Annotated in this window: 18 protein-coding genes and 1 pseudogene; 9 read left to right on the top strand and 10 right to left on the bottom strand. The window is 60.4% G+C overall.

What is annotated here, in order from left to right:
• Positions 1-26 precede the first annotated feature (26 nt).
• On the top strand, positions 27-212 hold the full coding sequence (locus EET67_RS14460; RefSeq protein WP_128626890.1) for a DUF3008 family protein: 186 nt from the start codon (positions 27-29) through the stop codon (positions 210-212).
• Positions 213-216: 4 nt separating this feature from the next.
• Here the strand turns inward: EET67_RS14460 and EET67_RS14455 are convergent, their stop codons facing one another.
• On the bottom strand, positions 217-435 hold the full coding sequence (locus EET67_RS14455; protein ID WP_128626889.1) for a DUF2842 domain-containing protein: 219 nt from the start codon (positions 433-435) through the stop codon (positions 217-219).
• Positions 436-580: 145 nt separating this feature from the next.
• On the opposite strand from EET67_RS14455, the gene EET67_RS14450 reads away from it, so the two are divergent.
• On the top strand, positions 581-1,675 hold the full coding sequence (locus tag EET67_RS14450; protein ID WP_128626888.1) for a COX15/CtaA family protein: 1,095 nt from the start codon (positions 581-583) through the stop codon (positions 1,673-1,675).
• Here the strand turns inward: EET67_RS14450 and EET67_RS14445 are convergent.
• The 3 genes and pseudogenes from EET67_RS14445 to speB form a co-directional block, all read right to left on the bottom strand.
• A pseudogene (locus EET67_RS14445) lies at positions 1,665-2,476 on the bottom strand (aminoglycoside phosphotransferase family protein). The gene EET67_RS14450 and the pseudogene EET67_RS14445 sit on opposite strands and share 11 nt — an antisense overlap.
• 29 nt (positions 2,477-2,505) lie before the next feature.
• Entirely contained in the window at positions 2,506-3,444 is a 939-nt protein-coding gene (gene argC, locus EET67_RS14440) for an N-acetyl-gamma-glutamyl-phosphate reductase (RefSeq protein WP_128626887.1), read from the bottom strand.
• Positions 3,445-3,474: 30 nt separating this feature from the next.
• Positions 3,475-4,431, bottom strand: a complete 957-nt coding sequence (speB, locus tag EET67_RS14435) for an agmatinase (protein ID WP_128626886.1) — start codon at positions 4,429-4,431, stop codon at positions 3,475-3,477.
• A gap of 258 nt (positions 4,432-4,689) precedes the next feature.
• Here speB and EET67_RS14430 point away from each other — a divergent pair, with 258 nt between their 5' ends.
• Positions 4,690-5,712: a glycerophosphodiester phosphodiesterase family protein gene (locus tag EET67_RS14430; RefSeq protein ID WP_128626885.1), complete on the top strand. Its 1,023-nt coding sequence runs from the start codon at positions 4,690-4,692 to the stop codon at positions 5,710-5,712.
• Positions 5,713-5,791: 79 nt separating this feature from the next.
• On the opposite strand, the gene rpsI is transcribed toward EET67_RS14430, so the two are convergent.
• The 3 genes from rpsI to EET67_RS14415 all read right to left on the bottom strand — a co-directional run bounded on the left by rpsI (position 5,792) and on the right by EET67_RS14415 (position 7,413).
• On the bottom strand, positions 5,792-6,268 hold the full coding sequence (gene rpsI, locus EET67_RS14425; RefSeq protein ID WP_128626884.1) for a 30S ribosomal protein S9: 477 nt from the start codon (positions 6,266-6,268) through the stop codon (positions 5,792-5,794).
• Positions 6,269-6,270: 2 nt separating this feature from the next.
• Positions 6,271-6,735, bottom strand: coding sequence for a 50S ribosomal protein L13 (rplM, locus tag EET67_RS14420; RefSeq protein WP_128626883.1), 465 nt, complete (start codon positions 6,733-6,735; stop codon positions 6,271-6,273).
• A gap of 225 nt (positions 6,736-6,960) precedes the next feature.
• Positions 6,961-7,413, bottom strand: coding sequence for a PaaI family thioesterase (locus EET67_RS14415; protein WP_128626882.1), 453 nt, complete (start codon positions 7,411-7,413; stop codon positions 6,961-6,963).
• Between the two features lie 150 nt (positions 7,414-7,563).
• Between EET67_RS14415 and EET67_RS14410 the strand changes: the two genes are divergently transcribed.
• The 4 genes from EET67_RS14410 (at position 7,564) to EET67_RS14395 (ending at position 10,748) form a co-directional block, all read left to right on the top strand.
• On the top strand, positions 7,564-8,382 hold the full coding sequence (locus EET67_RS14410; protein WP_128626881.1) for an enoyl-CoA hydratase: 819 nt from the start codon (positions 7,564-7,566) through the stop codon (positions 8,380-8,382).
• Positions 8,383-8,404: 22 nt separating this feature from the next.
• Positions 8,405-8,926, top strand: a complete 522-nt coding sequence (locus tag EET67_RS14405) for a CoA-binding protein (RefSeq protein WP_128626964.1) — start codon at positions 8,405-8,407, stop codon at positions 8,924-8,926.
• Between the two features lie 145 nt (positions 8,927-9,071).
• On the top strand, positions 9,072-10,355 hold the full coding sequence (locus tag EET67_RS14400; RefSeq protein WP_128626880.1) for an O-acetylhomoserine aminocarboxypropyltransferase: 1,284 nt from the start codon (positions 9,072-9,074) through the stop codon (positions 10,353-10,355).
• Between the two features lie 39 nt (positions 10,356-10,394).
• Positions 10,395-10,748, top strand: coding sequence for a cupin domain-containing protein (locus EET67_RS14395; RefSeq protein ID WP_128626879.1), 354 nt, complete (start codon positions 10,395-10,397; stop codon positions 10,746-10,748).
• A 10-nt stretch (positions 10,749-10,758) separates the two neighbouring features.
• Here the strand turns inward: EET67_RS14395 and EET67_RS14390 are convergent, their stop codons facing one another.
• The 3 genes from EET67_RS14390 to EET67_RS14380 are packed head-to-tail and all read right to left on the bottom strand — an operon-like array spanning position 10,759 to position 13,499.
• On the bottom strand, positions 10,759-12,015 hold the full coding sequence (locus EET67_RS14390; RefSeq protein ID WP_128626878.1) for a cytochrome P450: 1,257 nt from the start codon (positions 12,013-12,015) through the stop codon (positions 10,759-10,761).
• Positions 12,016-12,030: 15 nt separating this feature from the next.
• Positions 12,031-13,242: an FAD-dependent monooxygenase gene (locus EET67_RS14385; RefSeq protein ID WP_128626877.1), complete on the bottom strand. Its 1,212-nt coding sequence runs from the start codon at positions 13,240-13,242 to the stop codon at positions 12,031-12,033.
• A gap of 11 nt (positions 13,243-13,253) precedes the next feature.
• Entirely contained in the window at positions 13,254-13,499 is a 246-nt protein-coding gene (locus EET67_RS14380) for a zinc-finger domain-containing protein (protein ID WP_128626876.1), read from the bottom strand.
• A 142-nt stretch (positions 13,500-13,641) separates the two neighbouring features.
• Between EET67_RS14380 and EET67_RS14375 the strand changes: the two genes are divergently transcribed.
• Both EET67_RS14375 and ppx read left to right on the top strand, forming a co-directional pair.
• Positions 13,642-15,858 (top strand): RNA degradosome polyphosphate kinase, encoded by a 2,217-nt coding sequence (locus EET67_RS14375; protein WP_128626875.1) that lies wholly within the window; start codon positions 13,642-13,644, stop codon positions 15,856-15,858.
• Positions 15,855-17,393 (top strand): exopolyphosphatase, encoded by a 1,539-nt coding sequence (gene ppx / locus EET67_RS14370; protein ID WP_128626874.1) that lies wholly within the window; start codon positions 15,855-15,857, stop codon positions 17,391-17,393. The genes EET67_RS14375 and ppx overlap by 4 nt, the downstream gene beginning before the upstream one ends.
• Positions 17,394-17,426 lie beyond the last annotated feature (33 nt).

Genomic DNA, 17,426 nt, shown 5'->3' with positions numbered 1-17,426 from the left:
CGTTTCTTGCGAAAGGAGAAATGGTCATGCCTGCAATATCCAAAGCCCAGCAAAAGGCCGCCGGGGCAGCCCTTTCGGCCAAGCGCGGCGACACGAAGAAGAGCGAGCTCAAGGGTGCATCGAAGGAGATGTATGACTCCATGAGTGAAAAGCAGCTTGAGGAATTCGCCGAAACGAAGCGCAAGGGCCTTCCGGAAAAGAAGAAATCCTGATCGTTCAGGGTTTTGTAGGCTTCCGCTCCAGGATCAGCCATTTGATGATACCCATGGCCGGCAGGATCCAAAGCAGTCCGCTAAGCAGGAAGAACAGGAAATGCGCAAGCGGGCCTGACTCAGCCAGTTGCGCCACCGCCACGATGGTAGCGACCACCGCATAGGTGATCACCAGCACGATCAGCAGGACGGTTCCGATAAGCTTCTTGAGACGGATGGGCATGGCGCTTCCTATGCTTTCCGCTCCATCCGTGCAAGCCGGCTCATTCAAGCCCGGCAAAGCGCGACGGCGTGTCGCGCGCCTTGCTGGCTTGCCACCACGGCGTCTATGGTCCACCAATCGGCGCGAATTTGGGAATGCGAAGACCATGGTTGCCACCGTCAATGCCGATACTCCGCTTGCGCTGCACGACAAGCAGCTGCGCGATCGTGCGCTTTTACGCGGGTGGCTCTATGTCGTGCTTCTGGTGCTGTTTGCCCTGGTGGTCGTGGGTGGAGCGACGCGGCTTACCGATTCCGGCCTATCGATTACTGAATGGAAGCCGATCCACGGCGTCGTGCCGCCGCTTTCAGAGGCGGAATGGCACGAGGAATTCGATAAATACCGGCAGATTCCGCAATACCAGCAGATCAACAAGGGCATGAGTCTTGAGGAATTCAAGACCATCTTCTGGTGGGAATGGGCGCACCGCATCCTTGCGCGCGGGGTCGGTTTCGTCTTTGCGCTGCCGCTGCTGTTTTTCTGGGTCACCGGACGTGTCGAGCGCGGCTTGAGCCCCAAGCTCGTCGGCATCCTGGCGCTTGGCGGTCTGCAGGGTGCGGTCGGCTGGTGGATGGTGTCGTCGGGGCTGGTCGAGCGCACCGATGTCAGCCAGTATCGGCTGGCGACACATCTAACCATCGCGGTGCTGATCTTTGCCGCCACCATGGTGGTAGCGCGCGGGTTGGCGCCGCATTCCGAGCCCGCGGCCGATCGCGACACGCAGCGCATCGCCGGCCTGATCGTATTTTTCTCGCTCTTCCAGATTTTCCTTGGCGGCCTGGTTGCCGGCCTGAATGCCGGTTTGAGCTATAACACCTGGCCGCTCATGGACGGCGCTATGGTGCCGGGAGGCCTACTGGTCATCGATCCCATTTGGCACAATTTCTTCGAAAATCCCAAGACGGTCCAGTTCATTCATCGCATCGGCGCCTATGTGCTTTTCGCCCTGGCACTCTGGCACATGATTGCGGTGCGCCGGCGCCAGCCCGGCACCACGCATGGCAGGCGCGCACTTGTGCTTTTCCACCTGGTGCTCGTGCAGGCGGCAATCGGCGTCGCCACACTGTTGATGCAGGTGCCCTTGCATTGGGCGTTGCTGCATCAGGGTTTCGCACTGGTGGTTCTGGGCTTTGCCGCCGCTCACTGGCGCGGCACCAAGGGCGCTTATCCGCTGCCGACCGAGATCGCGGTTACGCGCTGAGGCGCCTGACCGCGCAAATGGCGCGTGCGACGGAAAGCTCGCGCTCTTCATCGACTGAATTGCTGTCTTCTGCATGCCATGCAGCCGAGAGGCAACCATAGGCTATGGCATGGTCGAGAATGGCCGGCACGTTCCGGCCAAGCGTGCGAGCGAAGGTTTCGGCCATGAAGGCTATGCGCTCGGGATCGAGACAAAGATCGGTGCGCTCGAGCGGGTTGTAGAACAGGTTTGCGGCATCGAAACAGGTGTCGCCGAGGACGCCTTTCGGATCGATTGTCAGCCATCCGCGCGGCCCATGCATGATGTTTTCATGATGCAGGTCACCATGAAGCGGTCGCACATCGCGCTGGTTCGCAAGCAGCCGCTCGGCAATTACCGCTGCCTCGACATAAGGACTGTTCCGACCGCCCTCGCGGTCTGCGGCAGCTTTCGCAAACAGGCTGTCGAAGCGTCCCTTAAAGGTTGGAGATCGCCGGGAACGGGATAATCTGACGGCCCATGCAGCCTTGCCATTGCCTCGGCAGCGATTTCGGTTGCGGCCTGATCGCCGTACGCCGCAAGATCATCCGATAGGTGTCGCTCGCCTGCATATTCGAGCAGCATGCGGTTTCCCTCGCGATCGAGCAGGTGGACTGCGCCATGACCGCGCCGCCATTCCAGCAGATGCGCGCCGCGCAACTCGTCTTCGATGTCCTTTATCGGCTTGAGGTCCTTGATGACGGCAAGGGTGCCGCCATCAAGATGCACTTTCCATATCCGACTCGAGAACGTATCGGCGATGAGAACGGGATCGGCAATCATCCACTGGTCGGGGAAGGGCGGTGCAGGCGTCAATGCGCCTGGCCGAGCATCAGATCCATATTCTGCACTGCCGCTCCCGATGCGCCTTTGCCGAGATTGTCGAGGACCGCCACGAGATTCACCTGGCCCTGGCCTTCGGTGCCGAAGACATAGAGCTTGAGCAGGTCGGTATCGTTGAGCTCGGTCGGGTCGATGCGCGCGAGCTTGGCGCTTTCGGCAAGCGGTACGACCTGCACGATGTCCTGGCCGGCATAATGCGCGGCAAGCGCTGCATGGGTGTCACCCAGCGACGGCGCGCCGTTCATTTCGGAAAGATGCAGTGGCACCTGCACGATCATGCCCTGGGCGAAGCGGCCAACGGATGGCGAGAAGATCGGCCGCCGGTCAAGCAGCCCATGCTGCTTCATCTCCGCGACATGCTTGTGCATCAGCGTCAGCCCGTAGAGGAAATAGGCCGATGCGATATGATCCGGATTGGCTGGGTCTTCCATCTGCGCAATCATCTGCTTGCCGCCGCCCGTATAGCCAGACACCGCATTGACGCTGACCGGATAGTCGGCCGGCAGGATGCCGGCTGCCACCAGCGGGCGTGTGAGCGCAATCGCTCCGGTCGGATAACAACCCGGATTGGCCACCAGCCGCGATTTGGCGATAAGGGCGCGCTGCGCGCCGTCCATTTCGGCAAAGCCATAGGTCCAGTCGGGATTGACGCGATGGGCGGTCGATGTGTCGATGACGCGGGTGGAATTGACGCCTTCCAGAATACCCACCGCCTCGCGCGACGCATCGTCCGGAAGGCACAGAATGGCGATATCGGCCGATTTGAGGAAGTCAGCGCGCATGTCCCTGTTGCGCCGCTCCGCTTCCGGGATCGACAGCACATCCAGGTCGTCGCGCTTGGCAAGGCGTGCGCGAATCTGCAGACCGGTCGTGCCGTGTTCGCCATCGATGAATATTTTCGGTTTCATGTCGTGCCGTCCGTAATTTCTGTCAAGTCGTCAGGCGGTTTCACGCGCCTTTTTCTCGGCAAGCAGCCCGAGATAGTGCATGGCCACCGTCGCGCCGGCGATGGCGGTAATATCGGCGTGATCGTAGGCTGGTGCAACCTCCACGACATCGGCGCCGACAATATCGATCTGCGTCATTTGTCGTAGCACTGAAAGGATCTTGGCCGTGGAGGGGCCTCCGGCTACTGGCGTACCGGTTCCCGGCGCATAGGCTGGGTCGAGGCAGTCGATATCGAAGGTGACATAGGTTTTTTTGCCACCGGTGCGCTCGGCAATCGCATAGGCAATATCGGAAGCGCGCATCTCTTCCACTTCATGGCCGTAGAGTATCTTGATACCGAACGTGTCTGGCGCATGGGTCCGGATACCGATCTGGATCGAGCGATCGGGGTCGATGACGCCTTCGCGCACCGCGCGGGCGACAAAGGAGCCATGGTCGATGCGCTTGCCGTCATCGGGCCAGGTGTCCTGATGCGCATCGAACTGCACCATAGCCAGCGGCCCATGGATTGCCGCATGTGCCTTGAGCACCGGCCAGGTGACGAAGTGATCGCCGCCAAGAGTAAGCAGGAAGGCTCCTGATTTCAGGATTTTCGACGCCTCACGCTCGATCGCCCCCGGTGTCTTTTGATGATTGCCGCTGTCGAGCAGGCAATCGCCATAGTCGATCACGCCAAGCTGGTCGAACAGGTCGAGATGGAAGGGATATTGCGGGTCGCAGTCGAAGATCGCCGAGGCGCGCCGGATTGCCTGCGGGCCGAAGCGCGCGCCTGATCGATTGGTGACGGCGGCGTCAAACGGAATGCCCCAGACAACCGCATCGGTACCCTTCAAGCTCTTGGTGTAACGGCGGCGCATGAAGGACAGCGCGCCCGCATAGGTCGGGTCGCTGGAGCGGCCGGTGTTCCTGTTGGCCATGAAGGCATGGTCGATGGAATGTGCAGGCATCGCGATTTCCTAAAACAGGGCTGACAGGGGAGGTCGAGCAGCTTGGAATTGCCGCCAGGCGAGTGAGAACCGGATTTCTTCGGCTCTATATCATCTCCGGATGAAATGTGGACTACCGTGGCGCGGACAATATTGCTTGAGTACAAGTGCGGCGCCATAGCGTCGGCGTGATAAGGTTTCCTAGCCGGCTCCATTCACTTAGCCGTCACAGGCACAAGCTATTTCCTCGCGCGTCACATCGGCGAGGGAACGATTCTCATGCGCAATGTTACTCTGGGCGCTGCCCTTCTGGCTTTTCTCGGGCAGGCGGTCGCGCCCGTGTCGGCCCAAGGCTCTGACATTGCGCAGATCATCGAACGCTTCGAAAACGCCAATCAGTGGCGCGACCATGTCATGATCGTCGCCCACCGGGCCGGCTGGAAACAGGGTGGTCTCGTTCGCCGCGCCGAGAACTCATTGGCCGCGATCCACCACTCGATCGATCTCGGTATCGAGATGGTGGAGGTCGATGTCCGCAGGACCGGCGATGGTGCGCTGATCATTATGCATGACAGCTGGCTCGATCGCACCACCACCTGCAAGGGCGAGGTGATCAAATACTCGCTGGAGCAGATCCGCTCCTGCCGGCTCGTCATCGAGGGCTCGGGGGTAGCGACGGATGAGACGGTGCCCACCTTCCGCGAGATGCTGGAGGCGGCGAGGGGACGGATCATGGTGAATGTGGACAACAAGCTTGATGTCCACGACCTGCCTGAAATCGTCGCGGTCGCCCGTGATCTCGGCATGGAACGGCAGGTGGTGATCAAGCAAAATCTGTGGAGCAGCGCCAAGATCGCCGAAATGAAGATGGTGATGAGCAAGGTCGGCGAGGGGGCGCACTTCATGCCGATCCTGGCGGACGATGCCGTTAAGGAGGCCCGTTTCATGGAAGCTGCGTCCAGCGGCCTCTCGGCCGATGCAGCGGAATTGATCGTCTGGCGTGGCGACGGACAAGAAATGGTCCGTGCGAATGGGGCCTTGTTCAATGCACGCGCGCGGGCGGCGGCGGTTCGCGGTGACTGGCATCTGTGGGTCAATACATTTTCCATCGTCAACAAGCCCGGCGGCATGCTGGCGGGCGGGCGTGGCGATGAACTGGCAGTGCTGGCCAGCTTTCCGGAGGAAACCTACGGCTTTTGGGCCGAGCAGGGCGTAACCATGATCCAGACGGACGAGCCGGAAGCGGCCCTCGACTGGCTGACCGTAAATGGCTATCGCGTTCCCTATGATCTGACCAACTGACCTCTGGGCCGAGTTCCATGAAAAAGGCCGCCCGAAGGCGGCCTTTTTATTTGTATGCGAGTGAGCAGACGGTCGCTGCTTAGCGCTTCGAGAACTGGAAGCTGCGGCGAGCCTTGGCCCGGCCGTACTTCTTGCGCTCGACGGTGCGGCTGTCGCGGGTCAGGAAGCCGCCCTTCTTGAGCACGCTACGCAGGCCCGGCTCGTAATAGGTCAGCGCCTTGGAAATACCGTGGCGAACGGCACCGGCCTGGCCCGAAAGCCCGCCGCCGACGACGGTGGCAACGATGTCGAACTGGCCTTCACGGTTGGACGCCACGATCGGCTGCTTCAGGATCATCTGCAGCACCGGGCGCGCGAAGTAAGCCGAGAATTCCTTGTCGTTGACGATGATCTTGCCGGAGCCGGGCTTGACCCAGACGCGAGCGATAGCGTCCTTGCGCTTGCCGGTGGCATAGGCGCGACCCAGGCTGTCCAGCTTCTGGACATGGGCGGGAGCAGCCGGCTGCGCTGCCGGGGCAACGGTTCCGAGTTCTGCGAGCGAGTTGAGCTCAGCCATGTTTAGGAGACCTTCTTGTTCTTGGCGTTCAGCGCGCCGACGTCGAGCGTCTCGGGCTGCTGAGCGGCATGCGGATGTTCGGTACCGGCATAGACACGCAGATTCTTCATCTGGCGACGGCCGAGCGGGCCGCGCGGGATCATGCGCTCGATGGCCTTCTCGAGCAGGCGCTCGGGGAAGCGCCCCTCAAGCAGCTGGCGCGCGGTGCGCTCCTTGATGCCGCCGGGATGGCCGGTGTGCCAGTAATACATCTTGTCGGTGTATTTCTTGCCGGTCAGCACGACCTTGTCGGCATTGATGATGACGACATTGTCGCCGTCATCGACATGCGGCGTGAAAGTGGGCTTGTGCTTGCCGCGAAGACGGTTGGCGACGATGGAGGCGAGACGGCCGACGACGAGACCCTCGGCGTCGATCAGCACCCACTTCTTCACCACGTCCGCAGGCTTCTGCGAAAAAGTTTTCATGGATCGGTTGCTTTCTACAGGACCTTCGCGGGGAAGGCGTTTCTTGTTGCTTGCATTGATCGACGCAGCTCCGCCAATCAAAATTAAAACGGCGACCCGGAGGCCGCTGTTTCAAGCGTGGCTTATAGGGGCAGGCATAAGGCGGGTCAAGTCATGGTAGATGCCAGATGAAAGAAATAGTCATTACAAAACAGTATGTTAAATATAAGGTATTATTTTACCGCATTATTTATCGCGTTTCGGCGGGATCGAATAGGTCCCGGTGGCATTCGCGACTGTCTGTCCGTCCGGGCCGGCAACCATGTCGATCTCGAACACCATGAGGCTTTTACCAAGCTTCAGGATGCGGCAATGGCCTTCGATGGGCCCTGGTTCCGCTTTGCGCATGAAGTTGATGGTGAGGCTGACCGTTACCGAAAGCGCATCCGGCCCGGCATGCGATAGAACGCAGGCATAACCGCCTATGTCGGCAAGCGTGAACAGCGACGGCCCGGAAACCGTGCCGCCGGGGCGCAGATGCCGGTCATCCGCATTGAGCCTGACGGTGCAGCCGCCCGCAAACACGTCGACGGTTTCATAGGCTTTGTAGTCATTGTTGAGCTGCGGATAGACGGAGGTGATCAGCTCATTGACCTCGCGTGCCGTCATGACTGGTTTGAGATTGGCCTGTATCGGCATGTCGACGTCCTATTCTACCCGTAAATAAATTGCATATGCCGACAACGGCTGCTGTGCTCGCTTCAAATCGTCGCCAGACAACACGTTTGTCGAATGTTCTTCAAGCCGCTGCGTGCTAGATATTGGAAAAGTCGCTGAAGGAGAAAACCGTTGGCCGAAATCGTCGCCATCAAACCCGTTCCGGAAGGTCCGGTCACAACTACGTTGGACAACGGTGTCCTGCGCATCGTCTTGTCCAATCCACCGGCCAACGCATTGTCGCTTGCGGTTCTGGCGGCGCTCCAGGCGGAGTTCGACCGGGCGCGCGACGACAAGGCGGTTCGGGTCATCATCCTGTCAGCGACGGGAAAGGTGTTCAGCGCCGGGCACGATCTCAAGGAAATCAGCGCCCATCGCGGCGAGGCAGATCGGGGCAGGGCGTTTTTCGAGCGTATCATGGGTGAATGTGCCCGGCTCATGCAGACGATCGTGCGCCATCCCAAGCCGGTAATTGCTGAAATCAACGGTCTGGCGACCGCTGCGGGGCTGCAATTGGTGGCAAGCTGCGACCTTGCCATCTGTACGCAGGATTCGACCTTCTGCACGCCCGGCGTCAATATAGGGCTGTTCTGCTCCACGCCTATGGTGGCATTGTCACGCAACGTCTCGCGCAAGCAGGCGATGGAAATGCTGCTGACCGGCGAGACGATCGACGCGACCACGGCGCGCGAATTCGGGCTCGTCAATCGGGTGGTGCCACGCGAATATCTAAATCAGATTGTCAGCAAATACGCACAAGCCATTGCATCGAAATCGCCCTTGACGTTGAAAATAGGCAAGGAAGCCTTCTACGCGCAGGCTGAAATGGGCCTCGAACAAGCCTATGAATATGCCTCGCGCGTGATGGTGGAGAACATGCTGGCGCGGGACGCGGCCGAAGGCATCGGCGCCTTCATCGAAAAGCGTGATCCGCAATGGAAGGGCGAATAGTTTGGACAGCGTCCGCCCGCATATGAACCATGACACCTATGACGATGCCTATATCTCCGGCATCCTCAACTCGGTAAGGACGGTGGCCATCGTCGGTGCTTCGGCCAACGACATACGGCCGAGTTTCTTCGTGGCCAAGTATCTGATCGACAAGGGGTATGAGGTCTATCCCGTCAATCCTGGCCAGGCAGGCAAGGAGATCCTCGGCAGGATGACCTATGGTAGCCTCGCTGACATCCCTGTGCCGATCGATATGGTGGATATTTTTCGTGCATCGAGCGCGGTGCTCCCCGTGGTGGAACAGGCGATGGCGCTTCGCCCTCTGCCGAAAGTGATCTGGATGCAACTCACCATCCGTCATGACGAGGCGGCGGCGCGTGCGGAAGCTGCTGGCATCAAGGTGGTGATGAACCGCTGCCCGAAGATCGAATATGCAAGACTGTCGGGCGAGATTGGCTGGAACGGCATCAATTCACGGGTTTTGTCGTCCAAGAAGCCGATCATGCGCAGCGGGTTCCAGAGCTTCGGGGTGCGGCAAAAATAGGCGGAAGAATATTCTACGGGAGCCGCGGTTTGCGACAGGTTTGTTCCAAAGCCCCTGGGCGTAGAGCATTTTCCCCTTTGCAATTGCGGACACGCTCCTCCAAACATAGCACGGGATTTCAGGATCAGCCTTTTCGGAGAATAAAATGTCGCAACATACACCAGGCTTCGACACGCTCGCCGTCCATGCCGGCGCAAAACCCGACCCGGCCACCGGCGCCCGGGCCACGCCGATCTACCAGACGACTTCGTTCGTGTTCGAGGACGCCGATCATGCGGCATCGCTGTTCGGGTTGAAGGCGTTCGGCAATATCTACACCCGCATCATGAACCCGACGCAGGCTGTGCTGGAAGAGCGCGTGGCCGCACTTGAGGGCGGCACGGCAGCCCTTGCCACAGCTTCCGGCCAGGCGGCGCATCTGCTCGTCTTCCACACTTTGCTGGAGTCTGGCGACAATTTCGTCGCCGCCAGCAAACTCTATGGCGGCACCATCAACCAGTTCGGCCATGCCTTCAAGAATTTCGGCTGGGAAGTACGTTGGGCCGACATCAATGATCTGGCGAGCTTCGAAAAGCAGATCGATGACAAGACCAAGGCGATCCACATCGAAAGCCTGGCCAATCCGGGCGGCGAATTCGTGGACATCGCGGCGATCGCCGAGGTGGCGCACAAGCATGGCCTGCCGCTGATCGTCGACAGCACGCTCGCTTCACCCTATCTGGTGCGCCCGATCGAGCATGGCGCCGACATCGTCGTGCATGCGCTGACCAAGTTCATCGGCGGCCACGGCAATTCCATCGGCGGCATCATTGTCGATGGCGGCACGTTCGACTGGTCGAAGTCCGGCAAATATCCGATGCTTTCGGCTCCTCGCCCCGAATATGGCGGCATGGTGCTGCACGAGACATTCGGCAACTTCGCCTTCGCTATCGCCGCGCGCGTACTTGGCTTGCGCGATCTCGGGCCGGCAATCTCACCCTTCAATGCGTTCCTGCTCCTGACCGGACTGGAGACCCTGCCGCTTCGCATGCAGCGTCATTGCGACAATGCGCTGGCGGTGGCGGAATGGCTGTCGAAGCACCCGAAAGTGTCGTGGGTTTCCTATCCCGGCCTCGAAAGCGACAAGAATCACGCCCTCCAGAAAAAATACTCGCCGAAAGGCGCCGGCGCGGTGTTCACCTTCGGTCTCAAGGGCGGCTACGATTCTGGTATCAAACTCGTGGAGGGCCTGGAGCTCTTCTCGCACCTGGCAAATATTGGGGACACCAAGTCGCTGGTCATTCACCCGGCCTCGACCACCCATCGCCAACTCTCGGACGAGCAACGCGCAGCAGCGGGGGCGGGCAACGAGGTGGTGCGGATTTCGGTCGGCATTGAAGACGTCAAGGATATCATCGCCGATCTGGAACAGGCTCTGGCAAAGGCTTGATCCCTTCGGCGTGAAAGGTACGCAAATGCGGAGCTTTTCATGACAGAGCCGAGATTCGTCTCAGTGGATATTGTCGCCGGCGCTGCCGAAGAGGGCACGCCGGCTCCCGACCGGATCATTTCCGGCAATCCGCAATTCAGGACATGGAATGTGGAGGAGGCCGAAGGCGGCCTCTATGCCGGAATCTGGGAATCGACGCCCGGCAAATGGCGGATCGAATATGACGAATGGGAATTCTGCCATATCCTCTCCGGCGTCTCGGTCATAACCGAGGATGGCGGCGAGGTCCGCAGGGTCGAGGCGGACGACAGTTTCATCATCCGCCCTGGCTTTAAGGGAAGCTGGGAAGTGCTTGAAACCACACGCAAAGAATATGTGATCCGGGCTGCCTGAACTCTGAACGTCACCACCTGCAGATCAGCCGTTCCAGGCCGTGGAAATGGTAGCTGTCGCGAAAGAGTGGCGGTTCGGCCAGGCGAAGTCCCGGCAGCCGGTCAAATAGCGTCTTTAGCGAAACCTGCAGTTCCAGCCGCGCCAGCGGCGCGCCGATGCAGAAATGGATGCCCGCGCCGAAACTCACATTCTTCTGGTCATCGCGTCCGGGTGAGAAACTGCGCGGGGTCTTGAATGCCAGCGGGTCATGATTTGCGCATGCCAGCAGCAGACCCACTTGTTCGCCGGGTTTTACGCGGACGCCGTCGCCAGCTTCCATGTCCTCGTAGGCATAACGGGTGAACATATGCAGCGGAGCATCGAAGCGCAGGCATTCTTCTACAGTCGCCGCGGTGTCTTGCACTATTGTGAAAAACCGGCGCGGATCGCCGCCTTGCGCCAGGATCGTCTTCACCGCATTGCCGGTCTGGTGGACGGTCGCTTCATGGCCGGCATTGAGCAGCAGGATGACTGACGAGACCAACTCGTCTTCACTCAGCTTCTGCCCGTCTTCCTGAGCCGAGATCAGCAGGCTCAGCAGGTCGTCGGCCGGTTTCCTGTGGCGCTCGGCGATATAGGTGCGAAGGAAGTCGGCGAACGCGCCAGCGGCGGCATTGGCCCTGTCTTCTGCCTCGCGATCGCGCCCATGCATATACATGGCAACCATGTCATGCGACCAACCGAGCAGTTGCGGTCCCATATCGACGGGCACGCCAAGCATTTCGGCGATGATGGTGATCGGCAGCGGGGCGGCATAGGCGGGCAACAGGTCCGTCCGGCCTTGCGGTTCGAAACGGTCGATCAACTCATGCGCCAGTTGCTCCACACGCGGCCGCAGCCGTTCCACCTGTCGTGACACGAAGGCGCGATTGACCAATGTGCGCAGGCGCGTATGCACCGGCGGCTCCAGTTCCAGCATGGAATTGGCTTCGATACCGTCGAATGCCGTCAGATGACTGCGATCACCAAGTTTGCGCTGGTTGTCTGCGGCACTTTGCGGCTTCTGGCGACCGAAGCGACGGTCGCGCAAGATGCGGTTGACATCGTCATAGCCGCCGAAACACCAGAATCCGTAATCTTCCCAGTAGAAAGTGGGCGATGCCGCATGCAGCCAGCCATAGGCTTCATATGGGTTTTGCACGAAGCGCGGCTCATGCGGGTTGAGCCGCAGCCTCCGTGTGGCGGTGTCGAAATGGAGATAGGCGGGCGCCTGCGGGTATTCCTGCATGTGCGTTCCGTTTGATCAGGAAGAGCTGTCCCAACCGTAAAGCCAGTCGAGATCGCTCGCCAGCTTGTCGGAGGGAAGCGCCTTCAGCACCAGGTTTCGTGCGAAAGCGACCGGCCCGCGTGCGTGCCAGGCGAAGTGGTTGAGCGCACCGCGTCGCGCTACTTTGGCTAGCCGTGGCCGTCGCGAGGCTTCCCAATTGGCGAGCGCGGCCGGAAGATTTTCTGAAGCCGAGGCGACACGGGCAGCAAGCGTATAGGCATCTTCGATGGCCATGGCGGCACCTTGCGCGGCAAAAGGTGGCATGGCATGCGCGGCGTCGCCGATCAGCGCCATGCAGGATGTGGTCCAGCGCTCTTGTAGGGCGACCGTATGGATCGGCCACGTTGTCCAGGCGGTGCCATGATCGGCGAGCGACGCCAGCGCCGGCACAATGCCATGCATGGCACGCTTCAATTGCGAGATGTCGGAATAATTGTTCCAGTCCTCCGCAATACGCCCGCCGGGCGTGAATGCCACGAGATTGAAGGCATCGCCGCTCCGAACGGGATAGGCGACAAGATGGAATCCGGGATGCAGGAAAGCGGTGACGACCTTGGAGGCACCGAGATTGGCAAGGAGCCGGCCCTGGGAACTGTCACGCTGGACGACACTGCGCCAGGCGAGTTCTCCGGTGAAGCGGCTGCCGCCCCTCGTGCCGACAAAAGAGCGCAAGCCCGACCAGACGCCATCTGCGCCGACCAACAGCATACCGGAGATCTCCTGAGCGCCATTGGCAGTCTCCACCGTGGCCGTTACCTCCCGGCCATCATGGCGCGTGTCGGTGATGCTTGAACCGGTCACGAGGCGGATTGTCTGGCAAGCCGCGACGGCCGCCAGCAAGGTGCGCTGCAAATCCGCGCGATGCGCAACCAGATAAGGTGCCCCCCATCGCGCCTGGGCGATCCGGCCGAGCGGCACACGCGCCAGTTCCGAAAGCGTTCCGGCCGCGCGCAGAATCACCGCCTCCGGCTGCACGGCCAAGGGCAGAAGATCCGGCAAGACGCCGAGACGGTCCAGGATATGTGTGGCGTTAGGCGAAAGCTGGAAGCCTGCGCCGACTTCTTCGAGTTTCGGCGAGCGTTCGAAGACTTCGACATGGAAGCCGTGTCTGGCAAAGGCAAGCGCGGCTGTCAGCCCGGCGACGCCCGCACCGGCAATGATGACCTTTCCCGCCGGCAATTTGTCCACCAGCGAAGTGGTCAGGCCGCCTTGACGATGTAGAGGCAGCCATCCGGACGGGTCTCATCGGCCTTCAGTTCGGGGTTGAACCGATAAAGCGTCGAGCAATAGGGGCAGACCTTTTCAGAATCGGCGCCCATATCGAGATAGACATGCGGATGGTCGAAGGGTGGATTGGCGCCAACGCATTTGAATTCCTTCACGCCGATCTCGATCGCAGCGTGACCCGCATCGTTCTGGAAATGGGGAATGGAACCGCCGGCCATGGGTTTCTCCTGTCGCTTCTGGCCGGGTCATAGCAGCCAGTTGCGGCCTAGCCAACTGCTTTGAGCTTGACTGAAATCAAACTGTCGCAAAACCCTGTCAGGAGGTAATCTAAGCCGCATAAATGCAAGGAACGAGCAGGGCATGAACGAATTCAGGCCGGTCCAAACCGAATTCACCAGCATGAGCACAGCCGATGGCGATGTTTCGGCGGGCAATCCCGACCGTTTCGTCAATCGGGAGTTCTCCTGGCTCCAGTTCAATCGCCGCGTGCTCGAAGAATCGCAGAACGAGCGCCATCCGCTGCTGGAACGGGTGCGCTTCCTGTCGATCTCGGCCACCAATCTGGATGAATTCTTCATGGTGCGTGTGGCCGGACTTGCCGGCCAGATTCGCGAGAACATAGCCATCAAGAGCCCTGACGGGCGCACGCCCGAACAGCAGCTTGAACAGCTTCTGGTGGAAGTCGGCCGTCTGCAGGAAGATCAGCAAAAAAGCCTCGCCAACCTGGCGGTTTTGCTCAAAAAACAGGGCATCGAAACCATAATGGGCGATGCGCTGACCAGGGATGAGCGGATCTGGCTCGAAAATCACTTTCTGGAGCAGATTTTCCCGGTGCTGACGCCGTTGTCGATCGATCCGGCGCATCCGTTTCCGTTCATTCCCAATCTGGGCTTCTCGAAGGCCCTGCAATTGCGCCATCTCAAGGATGGCGAGGAAATGACGGCGCTGCTGCGCCTGCCGACTGCGCTCAAACGCTTCATCCGCCTGCCGGATCGCAAGGGACTGGTGCGCTTTATTCCTACCGAGGAGACGGTGGCACTTTTCATCGGCCATCTGTTTCCGGGCTACGAGGTCAAGGGTTCCGGTTCGTTCCGCATCATCCGCGACAGCGATATCGAGGTCGAGGAAGAGGCCGAAGATCTGGTGCAGCTCTTCGAAACGGCTCTCAAGCGGCGCCGGCGCGGGTCGGTCATCCGCATTGAATTCGATGACCAGACGCCTGATGAGCTGAGAGATTTTGTCGCCGGCGAACTCGGCGTGCCTTCCTCGCGCGTCAGCGTGCTCAGCGGGCCGCTGGCGCTCAGCCAGATTTCTGAAATCGTGGCAGTGGCGCGCGATGACCTGAAGTTCACACCCTACAATCCGCGTTTCCCCGAACGGGTGCGCGATCACCGCGGCGATTGCTTCGCGGCCATCCGCGAGAAGGATTTCATCGTCCACCACCCCTATGAATCCTTCGACGTGGTGGTGCAGTTCCTGCGCCAGGCGGCGGCCGACCCCGAGGTGGTGGCAATCAAGCAGACACTCTACCGCACGTCCAACGACAGCCCGATCGTGCGTGCGCTGGTCGATGCGGCCGAAGCGGGCAAGTCGGTTACTGCGCTGGTTGAATTGAAGGCGCGCTTTGACGAAGAGGCCAATATCCGCTGGGCGCGCGACCTGGAACGCGCCGGCGTGCAGGTGGTTTTCGGTTTCATCGAGTTGAAGACCCATGCCAAGATGTCGCTGGTGGTGCGCCGCGAGGAGGGCAGGCTGCGCAACTATGTCCATCTGGGCACCGGCAACTACCATCCGGTCACCGCGCGCATCTATACCGATCTGTCGTTCTTCACCACCGACCCGCAGATTGCCCGCGATGTCGCCCAGCTTTTCAATTTCATCACCGGTTATGCCGAGCCGACCGAAAAGATGGCGCTGGCGATGTCGCCGCTGACTTTGCGTAGCCGCATTCTCAAGCATATCGCCCAGGAGATCGAGCATGCCGCGCATGGCGAGCCCGCGCAGATCTGGATGAAGATGAATTCGCTTGTCGATCCGCTCATTATCGACGCGCTTTACGATGCCAGCCGCGCCGGTGTGGAGATTGATCTGGTCGTGCGCGGCATCTGCTGCCTGCGGCCGCAGGTACCGGGCCTGTCGGAGAATATCAGGGTCAAGTCGATCGTCGGCCGCTTTCTCGAGCACAGCCGCATCTATTGCTTCGGCAATGGTCACGGCCTGCCATCGGACGATGCGATCGTCTATATCAGCTCCGCCGACCTGATGCCGCGCAACCTTGATCGGCGCGTCGAAACCATGGTGCCGATCACCAATCCGACGGTGCATGAACAGGTGCTTGGCCAGATCATGCTGGGAAACATTATGGACAACCAGCAAAGTTTCGAAGTATTGGCTGACGGAACCTCGCGGCGCGTGGCGCTGGACGAGGGCGAAGAACCGTTCAACGCGCAGGAATATTTCATGACCAATCCGAGCCTGTCTGGACGCGGAGATGCGCTCAAGTCGCATGCGCCGAAGCGGATTGCGCAGTTCAAGCGCCGCAAGAAAACCGAAGCAGCAAGCGGCACGGTCGGGTGATTTCTCAATCTCAGGGCCGGCTTCAGGATCGCCGGCCGATCTCCGTCATAGACATTGGATCGAACTCGATCCGCCTGGTAGTCTATGAAGGTGTCGCACGCTCGCCCACTGTACTGTTCAACGAAAAGATGCTCGCCGGTCTCGGGCGCGGTATCGTTTCCACCGGCAAGCTTGATCCGGAAGCGGTGACGCGCGCCATAGAGGAATTCGGCCGCTTCCGTGCGCTTTCCGATCAGGCAGGCGCCGCAGAGCTTCATGTCATCGCAACGGCTGCGGCGCGCGAGGCCGAAAACGGCCCCGATTTCATTCATCGTGCCGAAAAAATCCTGGGCACCGAAATCCGCGTGCTTAGCGGACGGCAGGAAGCAGGTTATTCGGCGCTGGGGGTCATTTCAGGCTTCCACGCACCTGACGGCATTGCCGGCGACCTTGGCGGTGGCAGCCTGGAACTGATCGATATTCGTGGCGATGAAATCGGCGATGGCGTGACCCTGCCGCTGGGCGGGTTGCGGCTGCAGGACATGGCGAAGAACTCGCCGCTTGCCGCCGCCAAGATCGCCCGGACCGAAATCGCGCGCGCCAATCTGCTCAAGGGCGGGCAGGGCAGGACATTCTACGCCGTCGGCGGCACATGGCGAAACCTCGCCCGGCTCCACATGAACATGACGAACTATCCGCTCAGCGTCATGCATCACTATCGGATGGATGTCGAAAGCTCGATGGGCTTCCTGCGGCAGGTTGCCAAGGGCGACATCAACAAGATGAAGGGCATCGAAGGCGTTTCCAAGAATCGCCGCACCCTGCTGCCTTACGGTGCTGCCGTGCTGCTTGAGATCATCGCCGCAGCCAAACCATCTCAGGTCGTGATTTCAGCCTTTGGCGTCCGGGAAGGGTTTCTCTATTCGCTGCTGACGCCTGAGGAACAGCGCACCGATGCGCTTATCTCCGCGGCCAGCGAATTGGCTCTGCTCCGTGCCCGCTCGGTCACCCATGCGCGCGAATTGGTCGACTGGACCAACCGCTCATTCGCCGCCTTCGGCATCGATGAGACCGAGGAAGAAACCCGCTATCGCCATGCCGCCTGCCTGCTGGCCGATATAGGCTGGCGTGCCCACCCGGAATATCGCGGCACGCAATCGCTCAACATCATCGCCCACGCCTCTTTCATCGGCGTCGATCATCCCGGTCGCGCCTTCCTGGCACTCGCCAATCTTTTTCGCCACGAAGGCGTGTTCGATGACGGGCTGGCTCCGGAACTGCGCACAATGGCGACGCCCCGCTATGTAGAGCGCGCGCGGCTTCTGGGCGCGATGATGCGCGTCGTCTATCTGTTTTCAGCCTCGATGCCCGGCGTCATCCCGACGCTCCGCTGGCAGCGGCGGGGCGATGATGAGCTTTCGCTGGTGATTCCTGCTGCCCACGCTGCCCTGAACGGCGAACGCCCAGCGGGGAGGCTAGCCCAGCTTGCACGGTTGACCGGGCGCAAGCTGAGCTTCGTGGTGGAAGGCGCAGCCGATCTATCGGCAAGCGCCTGATCAGGGGCCGGATGGGCCGCTGGCCTCGGAGTT

The sequence above is a fragment of the Borborobacter arsenicus genome (assembly GCF_003934165.1).
Lineage (GTDB): Bacteria > Pseudomonadota > Alphaproteobacteria > Rhizobiales > Rhizobiaceae > Pseudaminobacter > Pseudaminobacter arsenicus.
The sequence above is the reverse complement of the archived record's forward strand: the minus strand, read 5'-3'. Positions and strand labels throughout refer to the sequence as shown.

What these genes read in the sequence shown, in the direction of transcription:
- rplM (WP_128626883.1), bottom strand. Translation starts at nt 6,735, where the DNA reads ATGAAAACTTTTTCGCAGAAGCCTGCGGACGTGGTGAAGAAGTGGGTG.
- EET67_RS14380 (WP_128626876.1), bottom strand. Translation starts at nt 13,499, where the DNA reads ATGGCCGGCGGTTCCATTCCCCATTTCCAGAACGATGCGGGTCACGCT.
- EET67_RS14395 (WP_128626879.1), top strand. Translation starts at nt 10,395, where the DNA reads ATGACAGAGCCGAGATTCGTCTCAGTGGATATTGTCGCCGGCGCTGCC.
- EET67_RS14405 (WP_128626964.1), top strand. Translation starts at nt 8,405, where the DNA reads ATGAACCATGACACCTATGACGATGCCTATATCTCCGGCATCCTCAAC.
- EET67_RS14375 (WP_128626875.1), top strand. Translation starts at nt 13,642, where the DNA reads ATGAACGAATTCAGGCCGGTCCAAACCGAATTCACCAGCATGAGCACA.
- EET67_RS14450 (WP_128626888.1), top strand. Translation starts at nt 581, where the DNA reads ATGGTTGCCACCGTCAATGCCGATACTCCGCTTGCGCTGCACGACAAG.
- EET67_RS14430 (WP_128626885.1), top strand. Translation starts at nt 4,690, where the DNA reads ATGCGCAATGTTACTCTGGGCGCTGCCCTTCTGGCTTTTCTCGGGCAG.
- EET67_RS14400 (WP_128626880.1), top strand. Translation starts at nt 9,072, where the DNA reads ATGTCGCAACATACACCAGGCTTCGACACGCTCGCCGTCCATGCCGGC.
- EET67_RS14455 (WP_128626889.1), bottom strand. Translation starts at nt 435, where the DNA reads ATGCCCATCCGTCTCAAGAAGCTTATCGGAACCGTCCTGCTGATCGTG.
- rpsI (WP_128626884.1), bottom strand. Translation starts at nt 6,268, where the DNA reads ATGGCTGAGCTCAACTCGCTCGCAGAACTCGGAACCGTTGCCCCGGCA.
- EET67_RS14415 (WP_128626882.1), bottom strand. Translation starts at nt 7,413, where the DNA reads ATGCCGATACAGGCCAATCTCAAACCAGTCATGACGGCACGCGAGGTC.
- EET67_RS14460 (WP_128626890.1), top strand. Translation starts at nt 27, where the DNA reads ATGCCTGCAATATCCAAAGCCCAGCAAAAGGCCGCCGGGGCAGCCCTT.
- argC (WP_128626887.1), bottom strand. Translation starts at nt 3,444, where the DNA reads ATGAAACCGAAAATATTCATCGATGGCGAACACGGCACGACCGGTCTG.
- EET67_RS14390 (WP_128626878.1), bottom strand. Translation starts at nt 12,015, where the DNA reads ATGCAGGAATACCCGCAGGCGCCCGCCTATCTCCATTTCGACACCGCC.
- speB (WP_128626886.1), bottom strand. Translation starts at nt 4,431, where the DNA reads ATGCCTGCACATTCCATCGACCATGCCTTCATGGCCAACAGGAACACC.